We start from the raw sequence: 23,307 nt of genomic DNA, 5'->3' as shown, positions 1-23,307 counted from the left end.
AAAGTTCAGAATATATCGATTGTGTCGGGGCGGAATCCGTCGCTCTACGCTCGGACGTAGCTGGTGGCCCCGCACTCGACTGCGTTCGTCACCGACGCGTTTTGAACACAGTTCGAATAATCGGAGCCCACTGGAACATTTATCAATATATGGGGCGACGGTGGAGCCAAGCGGGAGCCGCGAGCGACCGCCGCGCTCCCGAGAGCCGACCATGAAATCCATCAACCCCGCGACCGAGGAGGTCATCGAGACGCACGAGGAGCACGACGAAACGACGGTCGACGCGCGCTTGGACGCCGCGTGGGACCGGTTCGAATCGTGGCGCGAGACGCCGATTTCGCGGCGCGAGAAACTGCTCGCGGCCGCGGCCGACGTGCTACGCGAGAACAGCGATGAGTACGCGAGACTGATGACCGAGGAGATGGGAAAGCCCGTCGAGCAGGCGGTCTCCGAGGTCGAAAAGTGCGCGTGGGTCTGCGATTACTACGCCGAACACGCCGCCGAGTTCCTGCAGGACGAGCACATCGGCACCGTGCCGGGGTCGAAGACCTACGTCTCCTACGAGCCCATCGGCCCGGTGCTCGCGGTGATGCCGTGGAACTTCCCGTTCTGGCAGGTGTTCCGGTTCGCGGCCCCGCACATCACCGCCGGAAACGTCGCCGTGCTCAAGCACGCGCCGAACGTCTTCGGGTGCGCCGACGCCATCGCCTCCGTCTTCGAGCGGGCGGGCTATCCCGACGACGTGTTCACCTCCCTCCAGATTCCCGCCGAGCGCGTCGCCGGCGTCATCGAAGACGACCGGATTCGCGGCGTCAGCCTGACGGGAAGCACCCGCGCCGGGCGGGCCGTCGCGGAGACGAGCGGGCGCGAACTCAAGCCGACGGTGCTCGAACTCGGCGGGAGCGACCCCTTCGTCGTCCTCGACGACGCGCCGCTCGACGCGACCGCGAAGCGGGCCGCACGGGCGCGGACCCAGAACAACGGCCAGTCGTGTATCGCCGCGAAGCGATTCCTCGTCCACGAGGCCGTCTACGACGAGTTCGTCGAGCGCTTCACCGAGGAGATGCGCGCGCTGACCGTCGGCGACCCCACCGACCCCGAGACCGACGTGGGGCCGCAGGCCCGGGCGGACCTCATGGAGACGCTCCACGAGCAGGTCGCGGCGTCCGTCGAGGCCGGCGCGACGCTCCGCCTCGGCGGCGAACCGCTCGACCGACCGGGCCACTACTACCCGCCGACGGTGCTGACCGACGTGCCCGACGACGCGCCCGCGAGGACCGAGGAGCTGTTCGGCCCCGTCGCCACCGTCATCGAGGTCGAAGACGAATCGGAGGCGGTCCGCGTGGCGAACGACACGCCCTACGGCCTCGGCGCGAGCGTCTGGACGGCCGACGCCGAGCGCGGCGAGGCGCTCACGACGAAGCTCACCGCGGGCAACGTCGCCGTCAACCACGTCGTCGCGTCGGACCCGCGGGTCCCGTTCAGCGGGACGAAGGACTCGGGCTACGGCACCGAGCTCTCCCGACACGGGATTCGGGAGTTCGTCAACACGAAGACGGTCTGGGTCGAGGACGCGCCCGCCGACGAGTAACCGAGTCGGCACCCGACTCGACGCTCGGAGCGACACCCCACGCGACGCCCGCGACGACGCCCGGAAGGTGAATCGAGCGTTCCCAGCGTTTCTTTCTGCACGACGAGTTGACTACCATTCGAACCGCCGCCCGTTTGGCGATTTTTCGGTGAATCGCCGCCCGGTTTGTCGTCCCAGACGACACGCAACTATTGGACTGTGTTCTTAATATCTACCAAAAATTGAACACAGTAAGATATATAGTGGGTAAGTTAGAATGTGGTGATGTCACTCATAACCATGACAGGAGAACTCTCACGCGTCCTCTCGAAGCGCGACGTGTTCGTGCTCGCGCTCGGCGCGATGATCGGATGGGGTTGGATCGTGCAGACCGGGTACTTTATCGACCAGAGCGGCGTCACCGGCGCCATCTCGGCGTTCGTCCTCGGCGGGTTCATGGTGTCCGTCGTCTCGCTCATCTACGGCGAACTCGCCTCGGCGATGCCCTTCGTCGGCGGCGAACACGTCTACAGCATGCGGGCGTTGGGGCCGGCCGGCTCGTTCGCCTGCACGTGGGCGATAATCTTCGGCTACATCAGCGTCGTCGCGTTCGAGGCGGTGGCGCTCCCGAGCGCCCTCGCGTACATCGTCCCCGGCTTCAACGTGTTCGAACTCTGGACGGTCGCCGGCCAGCCGGTCTACGGCACGTGGGTCGCGACGGGCGTCATCGGCTCCGTGGTCATCACGTACCTCAATTACCGGGGTGTCCGCCCGGCCGCGCAGTTCCAGGCGATTCTCGCGCTCGTCATCACGCTGTCCGGCCTGACGCTCCTCCTCGGCGCGCTGTTCAACGGCACGTCGCCGTCGTCGCCGCCGCTCGCGGGAGCCGGCATCGGCGGCGTGTTCACGGTCGCCATCATGACGCCGTTCATGTTCGTCGGCTTCGACGTGATTCCGCAGGCCGCGGGCGAGGCCGACGTGTCTCCGAAGCTCCTCGGCGGGCTCATCGGCCTCTCTGTCGCCTGCGCCGCCGCGTTCTACATCGCCGTCATCTGGGCGGCCGGGCAGGTCGCCACGGGCGCGACGCTCGTCGAGAGTTCGCTCCCCGCGGCGACGGCGATGGAAATCGCGTTCGACAGCGTGACCATCGGCCGCATCATGGCGCTGGCGGGCCTCGCTGGCATCCTCACGAGCTGGAACGGCTTCGTCCTCGGAGCCAGTCGCGCCATCTACGCCATGGCCGACTCGAACATGCTCCCCGAGAGGCTCGCGACGATTCACGACGACCACGACACGCCGTCGACCGCAATCGTGCTCGTCGGCGGGCTCGCGGCGCTCGCGCCCCTGTTCGGCGAGCAGATGCTCGTGTGGGTCGTCAACGCCGGCGGCCTCGGCATGGTGACGGCGTGGCTCCTCGTCGTCGTCTCGTTCCTCGTGCTCCGCTACCGCGACCCCGACTTCGACCGGCCGTTCAAGCTCCCCGCGGGCTACGCGGTCGGCGCGCTCGGACTGCTGTTGACGGTGTTCTTCGTCGGCCTCTACCTCCCCGGCTCGCCCTCGGCGCTGGCGTGGCCCTACGAGTGGGCGATGGTCGGCGGCTGGTGTCTGCTCGGCGTCGTCCTGCTGGCCGTCGCCGGCGGGCTCCCGACCCGGACGGAGGCCAAGGCGCACCTGAGCGCCCAGCAACTCGAAGACTGATTCGCTTCCGGCGGTCGAAACGCGGTGTCGGTGCGGGTTCAGCCGCGATGCGGACGCGGACGCGGATGCGGGTCGAACGCATCGCGGGTGCGAGTCGTCGCCCTCGCGGAGTCGGCGCGGACCGCGTTACGACACGTCGGGGAGGAGCGCCGCTTTCAGTTCTTCGAGCTCGTAGTCGTTCAGCGGGTTCGGCTCGTCTTTGATGGTCGTGATGACGAACGTCGAACTCGTCCGCGAAATCTCGTCTATCTCCTCGAACTCGGAGATGAGGTCTTCGACCATCGCGCGCGAGGCGAGGTGCGAAATCAGGACGAAGTCGGTGTCGCCGAGCGTGAAGTAGACCTGATTGACGCCGGGCACCTCGCCGAGCTTGTCGCCGACCTCCTTGTGGTACTCCGAGCCGTACTCGGCCCAGACCTCGGTGATGAGCGTGAGGTTCAGCCCGGCCTTCTCGAAGTCGATGTCGAAGATGTCGTTTTTGATGATGCCCTGTTCTTGGAGCCGTTCGAGGCGATAGTGAACGGTCGACTTCGGGATGCCCGTCTCCTCGGTTATCCGGTCGGGGCTCCCCGATTCGAGCGTCCCGATGGCTTTGAGGATTCGAAGGTCCTTCTCGTCCATGAACCGTAATCAGAAGTGCAACGATATTATTGTTCTGTGTCCAACCCCGTCCGCGTCGGGGAGAAACCGGCAAAACGGTGGTGAGACGGGCGCGGCGCAGACGCCGACGGTTGTCCACGAGACGGTCAGCGAGTGGGCTGAACGCCGAGGTTCGACGCGTCGGGACCGAACTCGTCGGCCAACAGCGCCGGCACGTCCTCGGGGCGAACGTCCGAGTACCACCGGTTCCGCGGGTGGATAGCGACCGCGGCCCCGTCCGCGCTACAGAGTCCGAGACAGCTCGTTTCGGCGACCTGAACCCGCGACCAGAGGACGCCCCGGTCGCGGAGCCACGCCGTCACCGCGTCGTACACCGCCGGGCCGTCGGCCTCGGCGCAGTCGGCGTACTCGGAGTCCCGGCTGTTCGTACAGACCAACACGTGGTCGGTAAAGCCGTGCTCGCGAACCTCGTCGGTTCGGTCGCGCATCAGTCGGCCGCGGGAGCCGAGTCCCGGCCGGCGGTCGGAATCGCCGATTCGGACTCGGACGCACTCGACGGACGGAACCGCGCGTGCGCCGCCGCGAGGACGAGCCACAGGAGGACTTGACCGAACGCGAACAGTCCGGTGAGTCCGGTTTCGAGCGTCGGCGACAGCGCCCCGTGAACCGCGTTTTCGGGGGCGACGACGGCAAGGGCCGCGAGCAGGGCGAACGGGACGGCCGCGCCGACGAGGGCCGCGACGGAGCCGCTCGACTCGCGCAGGCGGGTGTAGACGTAGCCGGCCGAGAGACAGGCGAGCGCGCCGGCGAGCATCATCCCGGCGTAGAGCGGGAGCCGCGTCGCCACCGAAAGCGACTGCTCCGCGCCCGGCGCGGCCGGCGGGAGGACCAGCCACGGCGCGCCCGAGACGGTGATGAACCCCGCGAGGCCCATCAGGTAACTCTTTGCGGCGTCGGGACCCGGAATCGCCGGTTCGAGGAAGAAGAACGCGACCCCGAAGAACGCGCCGCCGAGCACGACGCCCCACAGGCCGCCGGCCGCGACGCTCACGACCTTCGTGACCGCCATCGACACCGCGGTGTCGTGGTGGCCGCCGCCTTCACCGGCGTGGGTGCCTTCGGCCTCGTGGGTGTGAGTTCCCTCGGTTTCGTGGCTGTGAGTTCCCTCGGTTTCGTGGCTGTGGGCGCTCTCCGCCTCGTGGCTGTGACCGCTCTCCTCAACCGTGGCGTGGTTCAGTTCGTCCGTGTAGGCGACGAGGGGGTTGGCGACGACGGCCATGAACAGCCCGAACACCAGTCCGGCGACGACCCCCGCCTTCACCCCCCGAGTCAGGTACTCGGCGAACATCGTCAGTGGCAGGCGACGCCGGCCGCGTGGCGGAAGTTGTGGAGCGAGTCGTGGACGAGCGGGTCCTGCACGAACAGGAGCGTAAAGCCCAGCGCGGCGATAAAGAGGGCTCCCGCGGCCATCTGCGTGGGTGACAGCTCGGTTCGAGCGCGTTCGATACGACCGTTGACGGTGTTCGCCGTAGCCATGGTAAACTCAGGTTGATGAAAACCAAGTCTGATTGTAAAACTTTCGAAGACAACCAAGATTGTAATTCAGCAACTTAGATTTAATAACTCGGCGGGGCCATTTTATGAAAGTTGAGTTGCTATACTCCAAGCACAATTGTTTTCAAACCGCGCCCGGATTGTCGAGTCGAATGTCACAGGTAACGCTCCCGCACGACGCCAAGGCGGGACCCACGAAACCGGAGGTGAGAGCGGTCACGCTCGACAAACTCGACCTGCGGCCGACGGACCACTTCGTCGACGTCGGCTCCTGTACCGGCTCGGTCACCATCGAGGCGGCCCGGCGGGTCGAGCGCGTGACCGCCGTCGAGCGCAAACCGGACCGACTGGACGTGACGCGGAAGAACCTCGCGGCGAACGACTACGACGCCGACGTGACGCTCCGCGAGGCGGAGGCTCCCGACGGCCTCCCGGCCGACGCCGACGCGATGTTCGTCGGCGGCAGTCGGAACTTCGAGGCCGTGTTGGACCACGCCGTCGACACCGGCGTCGACCGAATCGTCATGAACGTCTCGCGGGTCGAGCCCGCCGGCGACGCCATCGAAGCGTTCCGCGAGCGCGGCATGCTCTCGGCGGTCGTCCAGATGCAGGTGAGCCACGGCTACGAACTCGCCGGCGCGACGAGTTTCCGGTCGAACAACCCGGTGTACGTCGTCGTCGGCCGACGCGACGCGGAGGGGCTATGACCGTCTACGGCATCGGTCTCGGTCCCGGCGACGCCGACCTCGTGACCGTCAAGGGGAAACGCCTGCTCGAATCGGCGGCGGTGGTCTACTCGCCCGGCCGACTCTCGCGGACGGTCGCGCTGAACCACGTCCCCGAGAAGCGCATCGGCGACCTCGACTTCCCGATGACGCGCGACCCCGACGAACTCCGCCGCGCGTGGAAGGAGGCCGCCGCCGAGGTTGCCGCCCGCGCCGAGTCCGAGGACGTGGCGTTCGTGACGCTCGGCGACCCCAACGTCTACTCGACGTTCGGCCACCTCCGCCGGACACTCGACGCGTTCCACCCCGAAATCGACCTCGAAGTCGTCCCCGGCGTGAGCGCGATGACGGCCTTCGCGACCGCGCTCGGCGTCGAAATCGAGTCCGGAACCGGGCTCGCGCTCCGCGAGGCCGCCAACGGCTCCGCGCCGACCGGCCCCGACCGCATGGTGCTGTTCAAGGTCACCGACGCGCCGGCGACCCACGAGAAGCTGACCGACGCGGGCTACGACGTTCGCTTCGGCCGCCGGCTGTTCATGGAGCAGGGCGAGACGGTCGTCACCGACGACCCCGACGAACTCGCCGAGCGCGACTACTACACGCTGGCCTACGCCGAGCGCGAGGGCGTCGAACGCGACGTGGCGACCGCCGAGTTCGACGGCGTCGAATCGGGGGGGTCGGCGTGAGCGCAGGCGGCGAGGCGGACACCGGCTTCACCGACGACGAGGGAATCCCCTTCGTCGGCGCGGGACCGGGCGACCCGGACCTGCTCACCGTCGCCGGGAGAAAGCTCGTCGCGGACGCCGACCTCGTGGTTCACGCGGGGTCGCTCGTCAACAGCGAACTCCTCGACGAGTTCTGCGCCGACGCCGAGCGGGTCAACAGCGTCGGCAAGGACCTCGAAGAGTTGATTCCGCTGATGGCCGACGCCTACGAGTCGGGCCGGACCGTCGTCAGACTCCACAGCGGCGACCCGGCGATTTACGGGGCCGCCTTGGAGCAGATGGACGCGCTCGCCGAGGCGGGCGTTCCGAGCTACCTCGTCCCCGGCGTCACCTCGGCGTTCGCCGCGAGCGCGACGCTCCGCACCCAGTTGACGCTGAACGAGGTGTCGAACCACGTCGTGTTCACCCGGCCGCAGGGCCGGACGCTCTCGCCCGAGGAAGACCACATCAGCGACTTCGTCGGCTTCGGCGACACCACGGTCTGTATCTACCTCGGCACCCACGCCGTCTCGGAGACGATGGACCGCCTGCTGGACGAGGGCCACGACCCCGACACGCCCGTCGCGGTCGTCTACCACGCCTCGTGGCCGGACGAAGACGTCATCGAGGGCACCATCGAGACCATCGGCGAGAAAGTCGAGGACGCGGGCTACCGCGCCTCGGCGCTCGTCATCGTCGGCGAGGCGGTGGACGGCTCGGCGTACGAGCGGTCGTTCCTCTACGGCGACTGGGCCCGCGGCGGCGACGCGCCGCACGACGAACCGGATTCTGATTCCGAACCGCAGGAGCGTGATACCCAATGAGCGACACCGACTCCAACTCCAACACCGACACCGACTCCGGAAGCGGCCACTGTCGTACCCCCGACAGCGACGGCGAGGTCGCCGACGAAATCGCCATCGTCAGCTTCGAGCGAAAGCTCGACACGGCCGAGAAAATCAAGCGCGACCTCGCGGACGACTACGACCGGATAGACGTCCTCACCTACCACGGCGACGTGTTCGCCGACCACTGGGGCGAGTACGACTGCTTCGTCGGCCTCATGGCCAGCGGCATCGCCATGCGGAAGACCGCCGGCCTCCTCGACGACAAGTGGGAGGACCCGGCGGTCGTCGTCGTCGACGAGGAACTGACGTGGGCGATTCCGCTCACCGGCGGCCACCACGGCGCGAATCAGGTCGCCCACGACCTCTCGAAACTCGGGGCCGTCCCGGCGATGACGACCGCCTCGGAGGCCGCGGGCAAGCAGGGCGTCGAGAGCAAGGCGAAGGCGCTCGACTCCCACGTCGTCAACGGCGATTCGACCGTGGCGACGAACCTCGCCGTCCTCAACGACGAACTCGGTCCCGTCGCCCGACTCGACGGGCCGAAGGCGGTCCTCGTCGGCGACGACGTGACCGTCCTGAAGCGCAACGGCGACGACGGCGTCGTCCTCGGGACCGGGAGCGTCTCCGGCGCGAAGAAAGCACAGTTCCTGACGGCGTGGGAGCGCGCGCTCGACGACGCCGACTGCGACTGGGACGACGTCGACTTCGTCGCCACCGGCACGCGGAAGGCGGACGAACCCGGTATGCTCGACGCCGCCGAGGAAATCGGCGCGGGCGTCGTCTACTTCGAAAAGGAGACGCTGTCCGAGTTCGAGGGGCCGACGCCCTCGCGGTCGAAGGAACTCATCGGCTGGCCGGGTATCGCCGAGGCGAGCGCCATCGCCGGCGGCCGCGACCACGAACTCGTCGTCGAAAAGCGGCGCTACGACGACGCCGTGACCGTGGCGGTGGGACGATGAGCGACGGGAGCGAGCCGACCGAACCGGCGACCGAACCGGCGACCGAACCGGCGTCCGGCACCAGCGACCGCGACCGCGACGAGGTACCCGACGACTACGGTACCCTCTACGTCGTCGGCATCGGTCCCGGCCTCCCCGACCACATGACGAAGCGGGCGACGGAACTCGTTTCCACCTCGGACTGCGTGGTCGCCTCGAACCTCTATCAGGAGTTCCTCCGGGACGACGGGACCCTCCCACCCGAAGAACGCGACGACGGGCCGGAGGTCGTCCGTTCCTCGATGGGAAAACAGGTCGAACTGACCCGCGAGGCGTTCGAGCGCGTCCGAAACGGCGAGGACGTGGTCCACGTCTCCGGCGGCGACCCCAACGTCTACGGGAAGTCCGACCTCGTGTTCACGATGGCGGAGACGGACGCGGCGACGGACGTGCCAATCGAAATCGTCCCCGGCGTCACCGCGGCGCTCGGCGGCGCGGCCATGATGGGCGCGCCGCTGTCGAACGACTTCTGTACGGTGTCGCTGTCCGACAAGTGGCGCGGCTGGGACGAAATCGAGGAGAAACTGCGCGCGGCCGCCATCAGCGGCTTCGTCATCGTCCTGTACAACTGCTGGCGCAACTACGAACGCGCCGTCGACGTGGTCCGCGAGGAGCGGGCCGACGACGTTCCGGTCGGCATCTTCAACGACGCCGGCCGCGGCGAGGCCGGCCGGAATCTGGACGACGAGACGTTCTCGATTACGACCCTCGGCGACGCGAAAGCCCACGACGACGACGTGGGCGGGATGGGAACCTCGATTCTCATCGGCACCCACGAGACCGAACCCTGGAGCAACGACTACCAAACGTACCTCGTCACGCCCCGCGGCGGGCGCGACGTCGACGACTTCTAACCCATGAGCGACTCAGACACGACAACCGAATCGAAGTGTGGCGGCGCGACGACCGAATCGACTGAACCGACCGACGCGAAATCGGAATCGAAGTGCGGCGCGTCGGCCTCGAAGTCAGACGGCGGCTCGGCTTCGAAGTGCGGCGGCAGTTCGGGCGGATCGAAAAAAGAACAGACCGCCGAGAAGGTCGAAGCGACCATCGAGGACTTCGACGGCGAGCCGGGACAACTGGTCGCCGTCGGCCTCGGTCCCGGTCGCGCGAGCGAGATGACGACGCTGGCGAAAGACACGCTCCGCGAGGCCGACCACATCGTCGGCTACACGACCTACATCGAACTCCTTCCCGACGACGTCGTCGAGGGCGCCGATGACATCTACTCGACGCCGATGTGCGGCGAGGTCTCCCGGACCGAGGAGGCCGTCGACCGGGCCCTCGCCGGCAACGACGTGGCCATCGTCGGGAGCGGCGACCCCAACGTGTACGCGCTGGCCGGACTCGCGCTCGAAATCCTCGAATCGAAGGGCGCGACCGCGAGCATGGTCGAGTTCGACGTGGTCGCGGGCGTCCCGGCGGCGCAGTCCTGCGCGGCCCGACTGGGCGCGCCGCTCGTCAACGACACCGTGACCATCAGCCTCTCGGACCACCTGACCTCGATGCCGACCATCGAGTCGCGGCTCCACGCGGCCGCCAAGGAGGGCTTCACCATCGCCATCTACAACCCGTGGAGCCGCAAGCGCCGGTCGAACTACGAGAAGTGTTGCGAGATTCTCCTCGAACACCGCGCGCCCGACACGCCGGTCGGCATCGTCCACGGCGCGGGCCGCGACGACGAGGAAGTCGAAATCGTCGAACTCCGCGAACTCCCCGACCTCGGCGAGACCGACCTCGTGGACATGACGACGACGCTCCTCGTCGGCAACGAGGAGACGTACGTCTGGGACGACCGGATGGTGACCCCGCGGGGCTACGAGCAGAAGTACGAGTACTGAGATGTTCGAAATCGCAATCGACCGAGACGCCTGCGACGGCATCTTCGCCTGTCTCGCCCGCGACGACCGGTTCGTCGAGGACGACGACGGACTCGCCGCAATCGACCCCGACGCGGCCGGCGTCGTGCGCGTCGAGCAGACGGACGAGCGCGTCGTCGCCCTCCTCGAAGGCGACGCGGAGGCGGACGACGACGACGCGACGCTCGCGGCCCGAGCCTGTCCGCCGGGCGCGATTTCGGTCCGGGAGGTGGACGCGTGAGCGACGTTCCGCAAGCGACGAATCTGCTTGAGAGCGCGCCCGAGACGGCCTATCTCTGGGGCCACGTCGCCGGCGGCGGAACGGTCGAGCCGGGACAGTTCACGGCGCTGACGAACGACCAGACCTGCGCGAACCGCCTCGCGGCCATCGCCGGCGGCGGCGACATCGACCGGCGAGAGACGGAACGAGAGTACGCCCACAACACCGCCGTCACCCGCGTCAAAGACGAGTACCACGTCATGGTCGAAGGCGACGTGGTCAGAAGCGCGAGCGCCGCGTTCGGGCTCCCCGTCGGCGACGACGCCGGCGGCTACCGCTTCGACGTGTTCGAAAACCGGCGAAAACAGCTCCTCCGCGGTCTGCTCGAATCCTGCGGGACGGTCTGTTTCAAGTCCTCGTCGGGCACGGTCGGCATCTCGTTCGTCCACGACGACCGGGCGCTCCTCGAAACCGTGGGCCGACTGCTCGACGCCTGCCCCGTTGACGCGCCGACCGGCGAGATTGGCGAGACTTCGTCGGGCGGCTACTGGTTCGGCATCGACGACGACGCGGCCGCCGGCTTCGGCGAGTGGGTCTACGAGGGGAGCGACGAGACGAGCCTGTTCGCGCCGACGCGGCGTCGAAAGCTCGTCAGAAGCCTCGAAGAGGCGGAGAACGCATGAGTCTCGAACGGCCCGACCCGGCACTGGACGACGACGCGGTGCTCCTCGTGGGCCACGGCTCGCGCCGCGAGGAGTCAAACGAGCAGGTGCGGACGCTCGCCGCGAAGCTGGAATCGCGGCTGTCGGTCCCGGTGGACGCGGCGTACATCGAACTCGCCGAGCCGTCGATAGACGACGCAATCGAGTCGATGGCCCCGACCTGCCGGACGATGACCGTCGTCCCCCTCTCGCTCTTCGCCGCGAGCCACGTGAAAAACGACGTGCCGCTGGCGGTCCAGCGGGCCCGCGCGACCCACGACGACACCGAGTTCCGGTTCGGCTCGCACCTCGGCATCCACCCGTCGCTCGTCGACCTGTTAGACGAGCGGGCGCGGGCGGTCGAATCCGACCTCGGCGTCGACCGCGAGACCGACGACGTGGCGGTCGTCCTCTGCGCCCGCGGGTCGAGCGACCCCGACTCGAACGGCGACGTGCACAAACTGGCGCGTCTGCTGTACGAGGGCCGCGAGTTCACCCGCGTCGAGTCGGCGTTCATCGGCGTCACGACGCCTCGACTTGAGGAGACGCTTCACACCGTCGCCAAGGACCGGCCGGACGCCGTCGTCGTCCTCCCGTACATGCTCGGCGACGGCGTGTTGACGGAACGAATCGTGGACAAAGCCGAGACGTTCGACGAGGAGTACCCCTACGTCGACGCCGGCGCGTCGGGACCGCTCGGCACGGACGACCGAGTGGTCGAGACGCTCGCGGACCGCTACCGAGAGGCCCGCACGGGAAGCGTCGAGATGTCCTGCGACACCTGCAAGTACAAGGTCGAACTCGCCGGCTACGAGGACGACGAGGGGGGCGCTCGCGCGATGCTTCGCTCGCTCGTCCATCAGGCGGAACACGCCGACCGGAGCGACGTGGACGACGACCCGCACGTCCACGACGCCCCCGAGAAACACGTCGCGGTCTGCACGAACCAGACCTGCGCCGCGAGCGGCGCGGCGACCGTCCTCGAACGACTCAGACAGGGCGTGCGCGACGCCGACGACTGCGACGTGCACGTCTCGCGGAGTTCGTGTCTCGGCCAGTGCGGCGACGGCCCAATCGTCGCCGTCTACCCCGACAGCGTCTGGTACGGCGGCGTGACGCCCGACGACACGGACCGCATCGTCTCGTCCCACCTCGAACGGGACCGCATCGTCTCGAACCTCGTCCACCAATCACTCTAACCATGGCCTGCGCAGAACTCGAAGCGCTCCGACTGGCGCTGTTGAACATCACCGGAACGACCGACGAACACGCGACGCGACACGCCGAAGCCGAACTCGAAGACTACCTCGGCGACGCCGACCCCGGCCCGATTCAGGCGCTCGCGAACGCGACCACGCTCGACGAGGCCCAGCGACATCTCGACGCCGCGCTCGTCGACCTCGAATCGGAGGCGACGCGAATCGACGACGACGACCCGCGGGCCGGCTACCTCCGGGGGCGACTCGTCGCCGTCCGCGACGCCGAGCGGTCGCTTCGCCGCCTCCGGGAGGGCACGGACGCGTTCCTCGACGACCTCGGAGAAGCCCACCACACGCTCCACGACGCCTTCCCCGTCGAGGACTGAGTCCCGATGGCACCGACCCAACTCACCGTCCGCCGCGACCTCGGCGAAGTCGAGCCCGCGAGCAGTCGCCAGAACTGGACGCGCTCGGCGGTCGCCGCGACCGAAGACGCCGTCTTCGTCGGAACCGCGGCCGGCCGCGTCATCGCGCTGGAGACTGCTACCGACGCCACACCCGACGGCGGCGAGCGCTGGGAGACGCGCGGCGACAACCCCGTCGTGTCGATGGCCGCGAGCGAGGACGCGCTCGTCGTCGGTGAGCGCGGCGGCGACGGGCTGGTCCGCGTCCTCGACACCGAAACGGGCGACGTGCGCTGGACGTACGCGACGGCCGACGACGTGGGCACGGCGACGAGAGATTCGCTTTTCTTCCGCCCCTACGTCGTCGACCTCGCGGTGACCGGCGACAGGGTCGTCGTCGCCGCCCGGCGGTACGAACGCGACGGCGAGGAGCGACGCTGGCGGAGCGCCGTCCTCGGATTCGACCGCGGCGGTCGGCTCGCGTGGCGCAGACGCGTCCACGCGTCGCCCATCGCGGTCGACGCCGACGGGGACCGCGTCGCCGTCGCGTACAACCGGTGTCCGAACCCCGAGCAGGACGGCCTCGTCCTCCTCGACGCCCACACCGGGGCGCGAGTCGCGTCGTGGGACCCCGAAACCGACGGGGACCGACGGGTCGGCGACGTGGCCTTCGCGGGCGACGGCGACGCGCTGGCCGTCGCCAGCCACGGCGACAAACGCGGCTACCTCATCGATTTCGAGGGGAGCGAGCGGTGGCGACTCGACCTCGCCACCGAGCGCCGCGTCGACGGGGAGACCGTCTACGCCTATCCGACCCACGTCTGCGTCGCCGACGGAGCCGCCGTCTTCGTCACGGGGAACACGTTCGCCGAGTCGACCCGCGACCCGAACGCGCGACACCCCGACGAACACACCGCGGTCGGCGTCGACCTCGACGGGGGCGAGCGCCTGTGGACCCGCGACACCGGCGGATTCGCGCGCTCGGCCGTCGCAACCGGCTCGCGGGTCTTCGTGCCGTCCGCCCAGCACTTCCGAGAGCGAGAGGCCGAGCGCCACGGGGTCCACACGTTCGATGCGACGGCGGGGCACCTCCGGACCGACGACCTCCCCGGTATTCCGACCGCGGTCGCCGCGGGCGGGGGCGTCCTCGCGGTGGTCGAAGAACCGGTCGAGTACCACGACGAGGGCGTCACACGCGGGGCGTACCGACTCCGAACACGACCGATTCGATAGGAACGTACCATGCAAAAGGAGACGAAGACGACCGACCCCCGGCTACTGCCCGTCCGCGGAGCGCGCGGCCTCGGCGACTCGCTCGGCCGACAGGTCGGAAAGCGGGATGCGCCGCGCGCCCGTCTCGGAGACGAGGATGTCGGTCACGCCGATGCCGTCGTCGCCCGCGTCGACGACGACGACCGAGGCGTCGGCGGTGGCGAGGCCCCGCGCCGCCGACCGGGTCTGTCCGGTCGGACTGCCGTCCGCGACGTTGGCCCGGCCGTCGGTGACGACGACGACGAGCGCGGCGTCGGCGTCCGAGCGGTCGACGAGCCGGCGAGCGGCGTCGAGTCCCGAGGGAAGCGGCGTCCGGTCGCCCGTCGGAAGCTCCTTCAGATGCCGCGCCGCCAGCGTGACGCTGTCGGTCGGCGGGAGCAACACCTCGGCGTCGTCGCCGGCGACCGCGACGAACGCGACCTCGTCGCGCTTCTCGTAGGCGTCTTCGAGGAGCGACAGCACGGTTCCCTTCGCCTGCCGCATCGCGGCGCGCATCGACGCGCTCGCGTCCACGACGAACACGACGAGCGTCGCGGCCGACCCGCGGGCGACCGCGGTTCTGAGGTCCGACCGAGTGGGGGAAGTCCGCCCGGCCGAGGCCGCGGCCCGGACCGACGCCGGAACGTCGATGTCGTCGGTCTCCGTCGCCGGTTCGGTTCGCACCCGCGATCCTCGCCCCTGCCGCGACTCCCGAACCGCGGCGCGGCTTCCGTCGCCCGGCGTCTCCGCGTCGAAGGCCGCGTCCTCGACCGGCGGGCGCTCGGCGTCACCGACGGCGGCCCGGCGCTGACCGGGGAGAAGCGGGGTCACTTCGTCGGGGTCGTCGCCGTCGTCGTCGGGGGCATCCGAGTCGTCGGTATCGCCGTCTTCGGAAGCTCCGTCTTCCGAATCGCCGCTCTCGGCTCCACTCTCGTCGGCTCGGTCGCCACCACCGGCGTCGTCATCCCCGGCGTCAGAGTCGGGAGTCTCTCCCGGGGCGTCGGAGTCGGGGTCGGCGTCGAAACCGGCTTCCTCGCTGTTGTCCCCATCGTCGCCGCCGTCTCCACCGTCGTCGCCGCCGCCGGAGTCGGTGCCGTCACTGTCACTGTCGGCGGCATCGTCACCGTCACTGTCGCCGTCATCGCCCTCGTTCTCCCCCCGGTCCGCCTCCTCGTCGAAGTGGTCGTCGAGCACGTCGTCGAGGTCGGGGTCGTCGTCGAACGGGCGGCTCTGAAGTCGGTGCGGGAGCGCGAGGGCGGCCGCCTCGCGCACGTCGCTTTCGAGGACCTTCGTCCGGCCGTCGAGCGCCGCGAGGGTGCGGGCCGCACGGGCGATGGCGATGTCGGCGCGGTGGCCCTCGACGCCGGCGTCGACGCAGAGTTCGGCGATGTCGCGTTTGAACTCGGTCGGGAGGGCGACCGTGTCGAGGCGGGCCGTCGCCTCGCGGAGCGCGGCTTCGAGCGCCGCGGTCTCCTCGCGGCGGGCGTCGCCGGCCGCTTCGGCGTCGTCGCCGCCCCCCAGCGCCCGGTCGATAATCGCCACGCGGTCGTCGATGTCGCGGCTCCCGACGACGGTCGCCTGAAGGGCGAAGCGGTCCCGGAGCTGAGGGCGGAGGTCGCCCTCCTCGGGGTTCATCGTCCCGACGAGGGTGAATTCGGCGGGGTGTTCGACGCTCATCCCGTCGCGCTCGACGCGGTTGACGCCGCTCGCGGCCGCGTCCAAAAGCAGGTCGACGAGGTGGTCGTCGAGGAGGTTCACCTCGTCCACGTAGAGGATGCCGCGGTTCGCGCGGGCCAAGAGCCCGGGGTCGAACGACGCCTCGCCGTCGAGCGCGTCGGCGACGGAGAGCGTGCCCGCGACCCGGTCGCGGGTCGCGCCGAGCGGGAGCGTCACGAGCGGGACCGGCCGGTGTTCGACCGCCGGGTCGTCGCGGGCGCGACACGACTCGCACTGGCGGGCCGGGTCGTCCGGGTCCGGCGGACAGCCGTACGGACAGCCCGCGACGACCGTCTGTTCGGGCAGGAGGTCGGCGAGCGCGCGGACCGCGGTCGACTTCGCGGTGCCCTTCTCGCCGCGGACGAGCAGGCCGTCGAGGTCGTCGTTGGCCCCGACGGCCAACAGCGCCCGTTTCAGTTCGTCTTGCCCGACGATAGCCGAGAACGGAAGCGTCTGAGTCGTCATCGAATGCGAAACCGTAGTTGCAGTAAGACAATAACACTTTATCAATGACACCGACAATCGGACTGTACACAGCGACCGAAAACGAGTTGGGCGCGGTCCAGCGGGCCGCGCGCCGACTCGACGGAATCGACCTCGTCGTCCGCTCCGCGAGCGACTTGGACGACGTGACCGACGCGGACGCCTTCGTCGACGAGTTGGAGTCGGCGACGGCGGCCGTTTTCTGGCTCCACGGGGCCGAAGACAGCATGCCCGGCTACGACCACGCGGTCGAACGGCTCGAAGCGGCGGGCGTCCCGCTCGTCGTCAAGGCCACGGGCGACGCCTTCGCGCGGCAGGACACGACCGTCGCCGGCGCGGACCGCGAGCGCGTCTGCGAGTACCTCGACCGCGGCGGCGCGGTGAACGTCGAGAACCTCTGTCGGTTCCTCGCCGCCGAGTACGCCGGCGTCGAGACCGAGGTCGACGACCCGGTCGAACTCCCGACCGAGGGCGTCTATCACCCGGATTATCCCGGCGTCGAGTACGACGAACTGCTCGATACGCACGACCCCGACAAGCCGACCGTCGGCGTCTGGTTCTACGAGTCCCACTGGACGCACGCGAACACCCGGTACGTGGACGCGCTCGTGGAGCGCCTCGAATCGCTCGGCGCGAACGTCCTCCCGGCGTTCTGCAACCCCGCGACCGACGAGGAGGGACAGGAGAACGCCGAGTGGGTCGCCCGGAACTGGTTTTCCGACGAGGACGGCCCCGTCGTGGACGCCGTCGTCAGCTCCTTCATGTTCTCGCTGTCGATGAGCGAGCGCGGCCGCGACGCCGACGACGAGGGCGCTGACGCCGAGGACGTGTTCCTCACCGAACTCGGCGTCCCCGTGTTGCAGGCGATTACGACCATGCGCTCTCGAAGCCGGTACGAGTCGAGCGACACGGGCGTGATGGGCTTCGAACTCGCGCTGTCGGTCGCGCTCCCGGAGTTCGACGGCAACGTCATCACCCACCCGATAAGCGGGAAAGAGCGGATGGAAGACGAGGCGGGCGTCGGGAGCGCGCCGAAACAGCACTTCCCCATCGAGGACCGCGTCGACCACGTCGCCCGGCTCGCGGTCAACTGGGCGCGACTCCGCCACCTGCCGAACGACGAGAAGAACGTCGCGGTCGTCCTCCACAACTACCCGCCGAGCGACGACGGCATCGGGACGGCCTTCGGGATGGACAGCCCCGAGAGCACGGTCAACCTCCTGTCCGAACTCCGGGAACGGGGCTACGCCGTCGGCGACCTCCCCGCGGACGGGCAGGCGCTCATCGACGACCTCACCTCGCAGTTAACCCTCGACGACCGCTGGGTCGCCCCCGAGGACGTGCGGGACCTGAGCGTCGACGTGGTGTCTCCCGACCAGTACGCCGACTGGTTCGCCGACGCCGACGACCGCTTCCGCGACGACGTCGTCGAGGAGTGGGGCGACCCGCCGGAGCGACCGTTCGCGATTCCGGGCGTCGAGTTCGAGAACGTCCTCGTGACCGTCCAGCCCCCGCGCGGCTTCGGGATGGACCCCTCGAAGGTGTACCACGATTCGGACCTCCAGCCCCCGCACGACTACGTGGCGTTCTACGCGTGGCTCCGCGAGGCGTTCGAGGCCGACGCCGTGGTCCACCTCGGCACCCACGGGAGCCTCGAATGGCTCCCCGGCAAGACCGTCGGCCTGAACGGCGAGAGCGCGCCGGACCAGCTGGTCTCTGACCTCCCGAACGTCTACCCGTACATCGTCAACAACCCCGGCGAGGGGACGCAGGCCAAGCGCCGGTCGTACGCGGCCATCGTGGACTACCTCACCCCGGTCATGCGCACCGCGGGAACCTACGACGACCTCGCGGACCTCGAAGAACTCGCCCGCGAGTACCGCGAGGCGGGCATGGACGAGGCCCGCCCCGAGCGCGGCGACCAACTCCGCGAACTCCTCGTTGACGCGGTCGACGACCTCGACCTCGCGGTCGAACTCGGGTTCGAAGACGCCGACGCAATCGGCGACGCAACCGGTGACGCGGATGCCGATGACGGCACCGAACCCGTCGATTTCGACGAACTCGTCGAGCGCGTCCACGAGTACCTGACCGACGTGAAGACGACGCAGATTCGGATGGGTCTCCACACGATGGGCGAACCGCCCGAAAGCGACCGGCTCGTGGAGTACCTCGTCGCGCTCACCCGACTCCCGAACGCCGACACGCCGAGCCTCCGCGAGAGCGTCGCGGGCGTCATGGGCGTGGACTACGACCGGATGCGGGACGAGCCGGGGACGTACGACGACGACCTCGGGATGTATCTCTCGGAGGCCGCGGACCGCGTCTACGACCAGTGCGTCGAACTGGTCTCCGAACTCGCGGAACGCGACTTCGACGTGCCCGAATCGGAGGTCGACGCCGGCCCCGACGACGAGGTGAACATGAACCTGCTCGTGGTCGATATCGACCAACTCGGCGACGCGCGGGCCAAGCGCGGCGCACACGACGACCTGCGCGAAGTGCTGGCGTTCATCTGCGACGAGGCCGCCCCGCGAGTCGCGGCCGCGGAAGCCGAGATTCCGCAGACTGCGGACGCGCTGGCCGGCGAGTACGTCCGGCCCGGCGGCTCCGGCGCACCGACCCGCGGCGGGGTGGACCTGCTTCCGACCGGCGGAACTTCTACACGCTCGACCCGCGGAAAATCCCGGCCAAGCCGGCGTGGAGCGTCGGCGAGCGCGTCGCCGAGGGCGTTCTGGACCGCCACTACGACGACCACGGCGAGTACCCCGAGGAGTTCGGGGTCGTCGCGTGGGGGACGCCGACGGTCCGGACCCGCGGCGAGACCATCGCGCAGGTGCTCGCGTTCATGGGCGTCGAGCCGGTGTGGACCGACGCGGGCCGCGTCGACGACGTGGAGCCGATTCCGCTGGACGAACTCGACCGGCCGCGAATCGACGTGACGACCCGCGTCTCGGGGCTGTTCCGCGACGCGTTCCCGCAGGCCGCGAGCGTCGTCAACGACGCCGTCGACGCGGTAGTCGAACTCGACGAACCCCACGAGCTGAACTACGTGAAAAAGCACGTCGAGGAGGACGCCGCCGAGTTCGAGGCCGACGGCGTGGACGCCGACGAGGCCGAGAAACTGGCCAAACACCGCGTGTTCACCACGACGCCCGGCGGCTACGGCGCGGGGACGAACAAGGCCGTCGACGAGGGCGAGTGGGACGACCGGAGCGACCTCGCGGACGTGTTCGTCCAGTGGGGCGGCTACGCCCTCGGGAGTCGCGGCAAGGTGACCGAGGCCCACGACGCCTTCGAACGCCGTTTGAGCGGCGTCGAAGCCACGGTAAAAATCGAAGACACCGCCGAGCAAGACGAGTTCGACTCCTCCGACTGGTACGCCTTCCACGGCGGGTTCGTCTCCGCCGTCGGCGAGATTTCCGGGAGCGACCCGGCCTCGTACGTCGGCGACTCCAGCGACCCCGACAACGTCAGTATCTACACGAACGAGGAGAAGGTCCGCAAGGCGATGCGGGCGCGCGTCCTCAACCCCGACTGGCTCGACAGCATGGAGGACCACGGCTACAAGGGCGCGGGCGACCTCTCGACCACGGTCGACGTCGCGCTCGGCTGGGACGCGACGACGGGCGTCGTCAGCGACACCCTCTGGGAGCACCTCGCGGACGCCTACGCCTTCGACGCGGACCGACAGGAGTGGATGCGCGACGTGAACCCGTGGGCGCTCGAAAGCATCACCGCGACGTTCCTCGAAGCCATCGACCGCGACCTGTGGGACGCCGACGACGACGTGCGAGAGCGGTTGCAGGACATCAACCTCTCCGTCGAAGGCGACCTCGAAGCGAACACGACGAACGCGATGACGCAGACCCAATCCGATGACTGAACGAGACGCCTACGCCGACCTCGGCGCGACGACGCAGGAAGCGATGGACATCGCGGAGACGAGCATGGACATCGTCCGGACGTTCGTCCCCGACGAGACGCTGACCGACCGACTCCGACAGAAAGCCGTCCACTCGACCGGCGACATCGAGTTCCAACATCTCATCCGGTGTCAGAACGACCCGGTCGTCGCGGGCGCGAGGGCCGTCCTCGACGAGCGCCCCATCGTGACCGACATCACGATGGCGAAAGCAGGCATCACCGGCCGCGGCCACGACTGCCCGGTGCGGAAGGCAATCGGCAACGGAGCCGAACTCGCCGCCGAGACCGGCATGACCCGGACCGCGGCCGCGGTGCTCGAACTCGACAAGGAGGGCGTCTACGACGGCGCAATCGCGGTCGTCGGCAACGCGCCGACCGCCGCGTTGGCGCTCTGCGACTGCATCGAAAACGGGACTCGGCCGGCGGCCGTCGTCGCGACGCCCGTCGGCTTCGTCAAGGCCGAAGAGAGCCGGAAGCGCGTCCGCGAAATCGCCGACGAGTACGACGTGCCCGCGGTGACGAACGTCGGAAAGCGGGGTGGGAGCGGCCTCGCGGCCGCGCTCACGAACGAGTTAATTCACGTCGCGAGCGACGTTCGAAACGGCGACGTAGACCTCGCAAATCATGAGTGAGGACGACCCGTACGACCTCGATTCGGGGCCTGACCCGGCGACGTTCGCCGCGGCCGCGCCCGAGGCGAGCATGGATAAAGACACTGACGCGCCGGTCTACGCGGTCGGCGTCGGCCCCGGCAACCCCGAGTACCTGACGCCCCGCGGGCGGCGGGCGGTTCGGGAGGCCGACGTGGTCGTCGGCTTCGAGACGGTCGTCGAGTTCGTCGCCGACGAGACCGACGCCGACCTGCTCACCTGCGGCTACGCCGACGAGGCCGACGCGCTGGCCGAGTTCGGGCGGCGCGTCGCGGCCGGCGACCGGGGAACGGCGGTGCTCATGGGCGACCCGAACCACTCGGGCTACCAGTTCCTCGGGAAGGTCCAGCGGGCCGTCGAGCGGCCGGTGCGGGTGATTCCGGGCATCTCGTCGCTCCAGATAGCCGCGAGTCGCGCCCGAACGCCGATGGAGGACACGCGGTTCGTCACGCTCCACAAAAGCGGGTCGCTCGACGCCGACCTCGACCGACTGGCCGCGGCGGTCGGCGAGCGCCACCTGCTCGTCCTGCCGCGGCCGTTCGACTGGATGCCGGGCGACATCGCCGAGTTCCTCGTCGAGTCGGGCGCTGACCCCTCGCTGGACGCGCTCGTGCTCGAACGACTGACCCACGACGACGAGCGAATCACCCGGACCACGCTCGGCGACCTGCGCGACTCGGCCGGCGGGAGCGGCCCCGAGTCGACGCCGTACTCGGACCTCTCGGTGCTCGCCGTCAGAGCGCCCGTCGACGCGGCGGACTGAGCCTCCCTTCCCCCTTCCCTACGCGGAGGTGATTAGGCACGCCTAAATTTCGAAGACGTTTTAACCATTTAGGCACGCCTAAAAGACATGGCAAACGACGGACAAAGCGGTCGGGAATCGACGCGGCGCGAGTATCTCCAGTACGGCGGCGCGGTCGTCGCCGGCGGCCTGCTCGCCGGCTGTACCGGCGGCGGGTCGGAGACGACGACGGAGTCCGAGGCCGAGACGACCGCGGCCGCGACGACCGAGGCGGCGACGGAGACCGAGACCGAAACCGAGACCACGACCGAGGCGGCGGAGTCCTACTCGGTGTCGATGGAGCCGGTCGGCGAGGTCACGTTCGACTCGGTCCCGGAGACGTGGGTCGCAAACAACGGCAGTTGGGCCGACATGGGCGTCGCGCTCGGGCTCGACGCGCCGATGGGCGTCTGGCTCCCCGGCCGGTACCACACGCAGTACTACGACGAGATTCCGGGCGTGAGCGTCGACAAGTCGTCCATCCGCCAGCTGTGGGGCGACAGCGGCGTCGGTAAAGAACAGTTCTACGAACTGAACGCGGACGTGCACATCGCCGACCCGAACTTCCTCCTGAACCGCGGCCAGTGGTCGGAAGCCGACATCGAGGAAATCAGCACGCAGGTCGGACCGTTCTTCGGCAATAGCATCTTCTCGCGCGGCTACGCGTGGCACGAGGACTACCGCTACTACAGCCTCTACGAGGCGTTCGAGAAGCTCGCGCAGGTGTTCCAGCGCGAGGACCGCTTCGAGGCGTTCGAGGGGGTCCACGAGGAGTTCCAAGCGAATCTCGCGCCGGTCGTCCCCGCGCAGGGCGAGCGACCCTCGGCCGCCGTCGTCTGGGCCGGCGGCGACGAGCCGGAGAAGTTCTACCCCTACATCATCGACGAGGGGACGAGCTTCAAGCACCTCAACGACCTGCAGGTCAACGACGCGCTCGCGACGACCGACGTGCGGGACTTCTACAGCAACCGCGGCGAGGTCGACTTCGAGACGCTCCTGGAGGTCGACCCCGAAGTGCTTCTCGTGCGCGGACAGGAGGCCAAGACCCGCGAGGAGTTCCAGAACACCGTGGTCTCGTTCATGGAGAGCCACGAGGTGGCGAGCGAACTCACCGCCGTCCAGAACGGCGACGTCTACCGCGCCGGCGCGCTCTATCAGGGCCCCATCACGAACCTCGTCGTGACGGACCGCCTCGCACGGACGCTGTACGACGCCGACGAGCGCCTGTTCGACGCCCAGCGCGTCGCAGACATCGTCAACGGCGACCTGTAGTCCGGTCCCGCTTCGCGGCCCCGCTTTTCCCGTTTTCCTTCGGCGGCCAGCGACGCATTCCGCCAGAACGCTTATGTAATTTTAGGCAAGCCTAAAATTATGGCAGTCAGCCGAGGTATGGGCGGGCACCCGGTGGCAACCGCG

Annotated in this window: 21 protein-coding genes and 1 pseudogene; 17 read left to right on the top strand and 5 right to left on the bottom strand. The window is 68.9% G+C overall.

The genetic code is table 11. The features are described 5' to 3' along the window. Positions 1-211 precede the first annotated feature (211 nt). On the top strand, positions 212-1,591 hold the full coding sequence (locus C438_RS06415; RefSeq protein ID WP_004968512.1) for an NAD-dependent succinate-semialdehyde dehydrogenase: 1,380 nt from the start codon (positions 212-214) through the stop codon (positions 1,589-1,591). Between the two features lie 264 nt (positions 1,592-1,855). Then, entirely contained in the window at positions 1,856-3,268 is a 1,413-nt protein-coding gene (locus C438_RS06410; protein WP_004968511.1) for an APC family permease, read from the top strand. 126 nt (positions 3,269-3,394) lie between these two features. On the opposite strand, the gene C438_RS06405 is transcribed toward C438_RS06410, so the two are convergent. From C438_RS06405 to C438_RS06390, 4 genes are all read right to left on the bottom strand, one after another. Beyond that, a complete protein-coding gene (locus C438_RS06405) occupies positions 3,395-3,889 on the bottom strand; it encodes an Lrp/AsnC family transcriptional regulator (RefSeq protein WP_004968510.1) in 495 nt (164 codons plus the stop codon). 125 nt (positions 3,890-4,014) lie between these two features. After that, entirely contained in the window at positions 4,015-4,356 is a 342-nt protein-coding gene (locus tag C438_RS06400; RefSeq protein WP_004968509.1) for a (2Fe-2S) ferredoxin domain-containing protein, read from the bottom strand. After that, positions 4,356-5,216, bottom strand: a complete 861-nt coding sequence (locus C438_RS06395; RefSeq protein ID WP_004968508.1) for a CbtA family protein — start codon at positions 5,214-5,216, stop codon at positions 4,356-4,358. The genes C438_RS06400 and C438_RS06395 overlap by 1 nt, the downstream gene beginning before the upstream one ends. A gap of 2 nt (positions 5,217-5,218) precedes the next feature. Beyond that, complete coding sequence (locus C438_RS06390) at positions 5,219-5,404, bottom strand: CbtB domain-containing protein (protein ID WP_049917797.1); 186 nt, start codon at positions 5,402-5,404, stop codon at positions 5,219-5,221. A gap of 170 nt (positions 5,405-5,574) precedes the next feature. Here C438_RS06390 and cbiT point away from each other — a divergent pair, with 170 nt between their 5' ends. From cbiT to C438_RS06335, 11 genes are read left to right on the top strand one after another with little or no spacing between them, the layout of a single operon-like run. Next, positions 5,575-6,129, top strand: coding sequence for a precorrin-6Y C5,15-methyltransferase (decarboxylating) subunit CbiT (gene cbiT / locus C438_RS06385; protein WP_004968506.1), 555 nt, complete (start codon positions 5,575-5,577; stop codon positions 6,127-6,129). Then, the gene (locus tag C438_RS06380) at positions 6,126-6,833 is read left to right on the top strand and encodes a cobalt-factor II C(20)-methyltransferase (protein ID WP_004968505.1); all 708 of its coding nucleotides are present in this window, start codon (positions 6,126-6,128) and stop codon (positions 6,831-6,833) included. The genes cbiT and C438_RS06380 overlap by 4 nt, the downstream gene beginning before the upstream one ends. Continuing rightward, the gene (gene cobM, locus C438_RS06375) at positions 6,830-7,675 is read left to right on the top strand and encodes a precorrin-4 C(11)-methyltransferase (protein WP_004968504.1); all 846 of its coding nucleotides are present in this window, start codon (positions 6,830-6,832) and stop codon (positions 7,673-7,675) included. The genes C438_RS06380 and cobM overlap by 4 nt, the downstream gene beginning before the upstream one ends. Then, positions 7,672-8,658 carry a cobalt-precorrin 5A hydrolase gene (gene cbiG / locus C438_RS06370; protein WP_004968503.1) on the top strand — a complete coding sequence of 329 codons (987 nt, stop codon included), beginning with the start codon at positions 7,672-7,674 and terminating at the stop codon, positions 8,656-8,658. The genes cobM and cbiG overlap by 4 nt, the downstream gene beginning before the upstream one ends. After that, the gene (locus C438_RS06365; protein ID WP_004968502.1) at positions 8,655-9,551 is read left to right on the top strand and encodes a precorrin-3B C(17)-methyltransferase; all 897 of its coding nucleotides are present in this window, start codon (positions 8,655-8,657) and stop codon (positions 9,549-9,551) included. Before cbiG ends, C438_RS06365 begins: the two co-directional genes overlap by 4 nt. Positions 9,552-9,554: 3 nt before the next feature. Beyond that, on the top strand, positions 9,555-10,541 hold the full coding sequence (gene cobJ / locus C438_RS06360; RefSeq protein ID WP_004968501.1) for a precorrin-3B C(17)-methyltransferase: 987 nt from the start codon (positions 9,555-9,557) through the stop codon (positions 10,539-10,541). 1 nt (position 10,542) lies between these two features. Next, the gene (locus tag C438_RS06355) at positions 10,543-10,800 is read left to right on the top strand and encodes a ferredoxin (RefSeq protein ID WP_004968500.1); all 258 of its coding nucleotides are present in this window, start codon (positions 10,543-10,545) and stop codon (positions 10,798-10,800) included. After that, a complete protein-coding gene (locus C438_RS06350) occupies positions 10,797-11,462 on the top strand; it encodes a hypothetical protein (protein ID WP_004968499.1) in 666 nt (221 codons plus the stop codon). The genes C438_RS06355 and C438_RS06350 overlap by 4 nt, the downstream gene beginning before the upstream one ends. Further along, on the top strand, positions 11,459-12,679 hold the full coding sequence (locus C438_RS06345; RefSeq protein ID WP_004968498.1) for a CbiX/SirB N-terminal domain-containing protein: 1,221 nt from the start codon (positions 11,459-11,461) through the stop codon (positions 12,677-12,679). The genes C438_RS06350 and C438_RS06345 overlap by 4 nt, the downstream gene beginning before the upstream one ends. A gap of 2 nt (positions 12,680-12,681) precedes the next feature. Next, complete coding sequence (locus tag C438_RS06340) at positions 12,682-13,065, top strand: DUF3209 family protein (protein ID WP_004968497.1); 384 nt, start codon at positions 12,682-12,684, stop codon at positions 13,063-13,065. Positions 13,066-13,071: 6 nt separating this feature from the next. After that, positions 13,072-14,316, top strand: coding sequence for an outer membrane protein assembly factor BamB family protein (locus C438_RS06335; protein WP_004968496.1), 1,245 nt, complete (start codon positions 13,072-13,074; stop codon positions 14,314-14,316). A gap of 42 nt (positions 14,317-14,358) precedes the next feature. Here the strand turns inward: C438_RS06335 and C438_RS06330 are convergent, their stop codons facing one another. Continuing rightward, positions 14,359-16,515, bottom strand: coding sequence for a VWA domain-containing protein (locus tag C438_RS06330; protein ID WP_004968494.1), 2,157 nt, complete (start codon positions 16,513-16,515; stop codon positions 14,359-14,361). A gap of 44 nt (positions 16,516-16,559) precedes the next feature. Here C438_RS06330 and cobN point away from each other — a divergent pair. The 4 genes and pseudogenes from cobN to C438_RS06310 all read left to right on the top strand — a co-directional run bounded on the left by cobN (position 16,560) and on the right by C438_RS06310 (position 23,163). After that, positions 16,560-20,419 (top strand): annotated as a pseudogene (gene cobN / locus C438_RS06325) (cobaltochelatase subunit CobN). Continuing rightward, positions 20,412-21,092 (top strand): precorrin-8X methylmutase, encoded by a 681-nt coding sequence (locus C438_RS06320; protein WP_004968493.1) that lies wholly within the window; start codon positions 20,412-20,414, stop codon positions 21,090-21,092. Before cobN ends, C438_RS06320 begins: the two are co-directional and overlap by 8 nt. Further along, on the top strand, positions 21,085-21,873 hold the full coding sequence (locus C438_RS06315; RefSeq protein ID WP_004968492.1) for a cobalt-precorrin-7 (C(5))-methyltransferase: 789 nt from the start codon (positions 21,085-21,087) through the stop codon (positions 21,871-21,873). Before C438_RS06320 ends, C438_RS06315 begins: the two co-directional genes overlap by 8 nt. An 87-nt stretch (positions 21,874-21,960) precedes the next feature. Continuing rightward, positions 21,961-23,163 (top strand): ABC transporter substrate-binding protein, encoded by a 1,203-nt coding sequence (locus tag C438_RS06310; RefSeq protein ID WP_004968491.1) that lies wholly within the window; start codon positions 21,961-21,963, stop codon positions 23,161-23,163. The last annotated feature ends 144 nt before the right edge of the window (positions 23,164-23,307 follow it).

It is taken from the genome of Haloferax denitrificans ATCC 35960 (genome assembly GCF_000337795.1).
Taxonomy (GTDB): Archaea; Halobacteriota; Halobacteria; order Halobacteriales; family Haloferacaceae; genus Haloferax; species Haloferax denitrificans.
The sequence above is the reverse complement of the archived record's forward strand: the minus strand, read 5'-3'. Positions and strand labels throughout refer to the sequence as shown.

Excerpts from the sequence above, each read along its gene's own strand:
- C438_RS06415 (WP_004968512.1), top strand. The coding sequence starts at position 212 with ATGAAATCCATCAACCCCGCGACCGAGGAGGTCATCGAGACGCACGAG.
- C438_RS06410 (WP_004968511.1), top strand. The coding sequence starts at position 1,856 with ATGTCACTCATAACCATGACAGGAGAACTCTCACGCGTCCTCTCGAAG.
- C438_RS06405 (WP_004968510.1), bottom strand. The coding sequence starts at position 3,889 with ATGGACGAGAAGGACCTTCGAATCCTCAAAGCCATCGGGACGCTCGAA.
- C438_RS06400 (WP_004968509.1), bottom strand. The coding sequence starts at position 4,356 with ATGCGCGACCGAACCGACGAGGTTCGCGAGCACGGCTTTACCGACCAC.
- C438_RS06395 (WP_004968508.1), bottom strand. The coding sequence starts at position 5,216 with ATGTTCGCCGAGTACCTGACTCGGGGGGTGAAGGCGGGGGTCGTCGCC.
- C438_RS06390 (WP_049917797.1), bottom strand. The coding sequence starts at position 5,404 with ATGGCTACGGCGAACACCGTCAACGGTCGTATCGAACGCGCTCGAACC.
- cbiT (WP_004968506.1), top strand. The coding sequence starts at position 5,575 with ATGTCACAGGTAACGCTCCCGCACGACGCCAAGGCGGGACCCACGAAA.
- C438_RS06380 (WP_004968505.1), top strand. The coding sequence starts at position 6,126 with ATGACCGTCTACGGCATCGGTCTCGGTCCCGGCGACGCCGACCTCGTG.
- cbiG (WP_004968503.1), top strand. The coding sequence starts at position 7,672 with ATGAGCGACACCGACTCCAACTCCAACACCGACACCGACTCCGGAAGC.
- C438_RS06365 (WP_004968502.1), top strand. The coding sequence starts at position 8,655 with ATGAGCGACGGGAGCGAGCCGACCGAACCGGCGACCGAACCGGCGACC.
- cobJ (WP_004968501.1), top strand. The coding sequence starts at position 9,555 with ATGAGCGACTCAGACACGACAACCGAATCGAAGTGTGGCGGCGCGACG.
- C438_RS06355 (WP_004968500.1), top strand. The coding sequence starts at position 10,543 with ATGTTCGAAATCGCAATCGACCGAGACGCCTGCGACGGCATCTTCGCC.
- C438_RS06345 (WP_004968498.1), top strand. The coding sequence starts at position 11,459 with ATGAGTCTCGAACGGCCCGACCCGGCACTGGACGACGACGCGGTGCTC.
- C438_RS06340 (WP_004968497.1), top strand. The coding sequence starts at position 12,682 with ATGGCCTGCGCAGAACTCGAAGCGCTCCGACTGGCGCTGTTGAACATC.
- C438_RS06335 (WP_004968496.1), top strand. The coding sequence starts at position 13,072 with ATGGCACCGACCCAACTCACCGTCCGCCGCGACCTCGGCGAAGTCGAG.
- C438_RS06330 (WP_004968494.1), bottom strand. The coding sequence starts at position 16,515 with ATGACGACTCAGACGCTTCCGTTCTCGGCTATCGTCGGGCAAGACGAA.
- C438_RS06320 (WP_004968493.1), top strand. The coding sequence starts at position 20,412 with ATGACTGAACGAGACGCCTACGCCGACCTCGGCGCGACGACGCAGGAA.
- C438_RS06315 (WP_004968492.1), top strand. The coding sequence starts at position 21,085 with ATGAGTGAGGACGACCCGTACGACCTCGATTCGGGGCCTGACCCGGCG.
- C438_RS06310 (WP_004968491.1), top strand. The coding sequence starts at position 21,961 with ATGGCAAACGACGGACAAAGCGGTCGGGAATCGACGCGGCGCGAGTAT.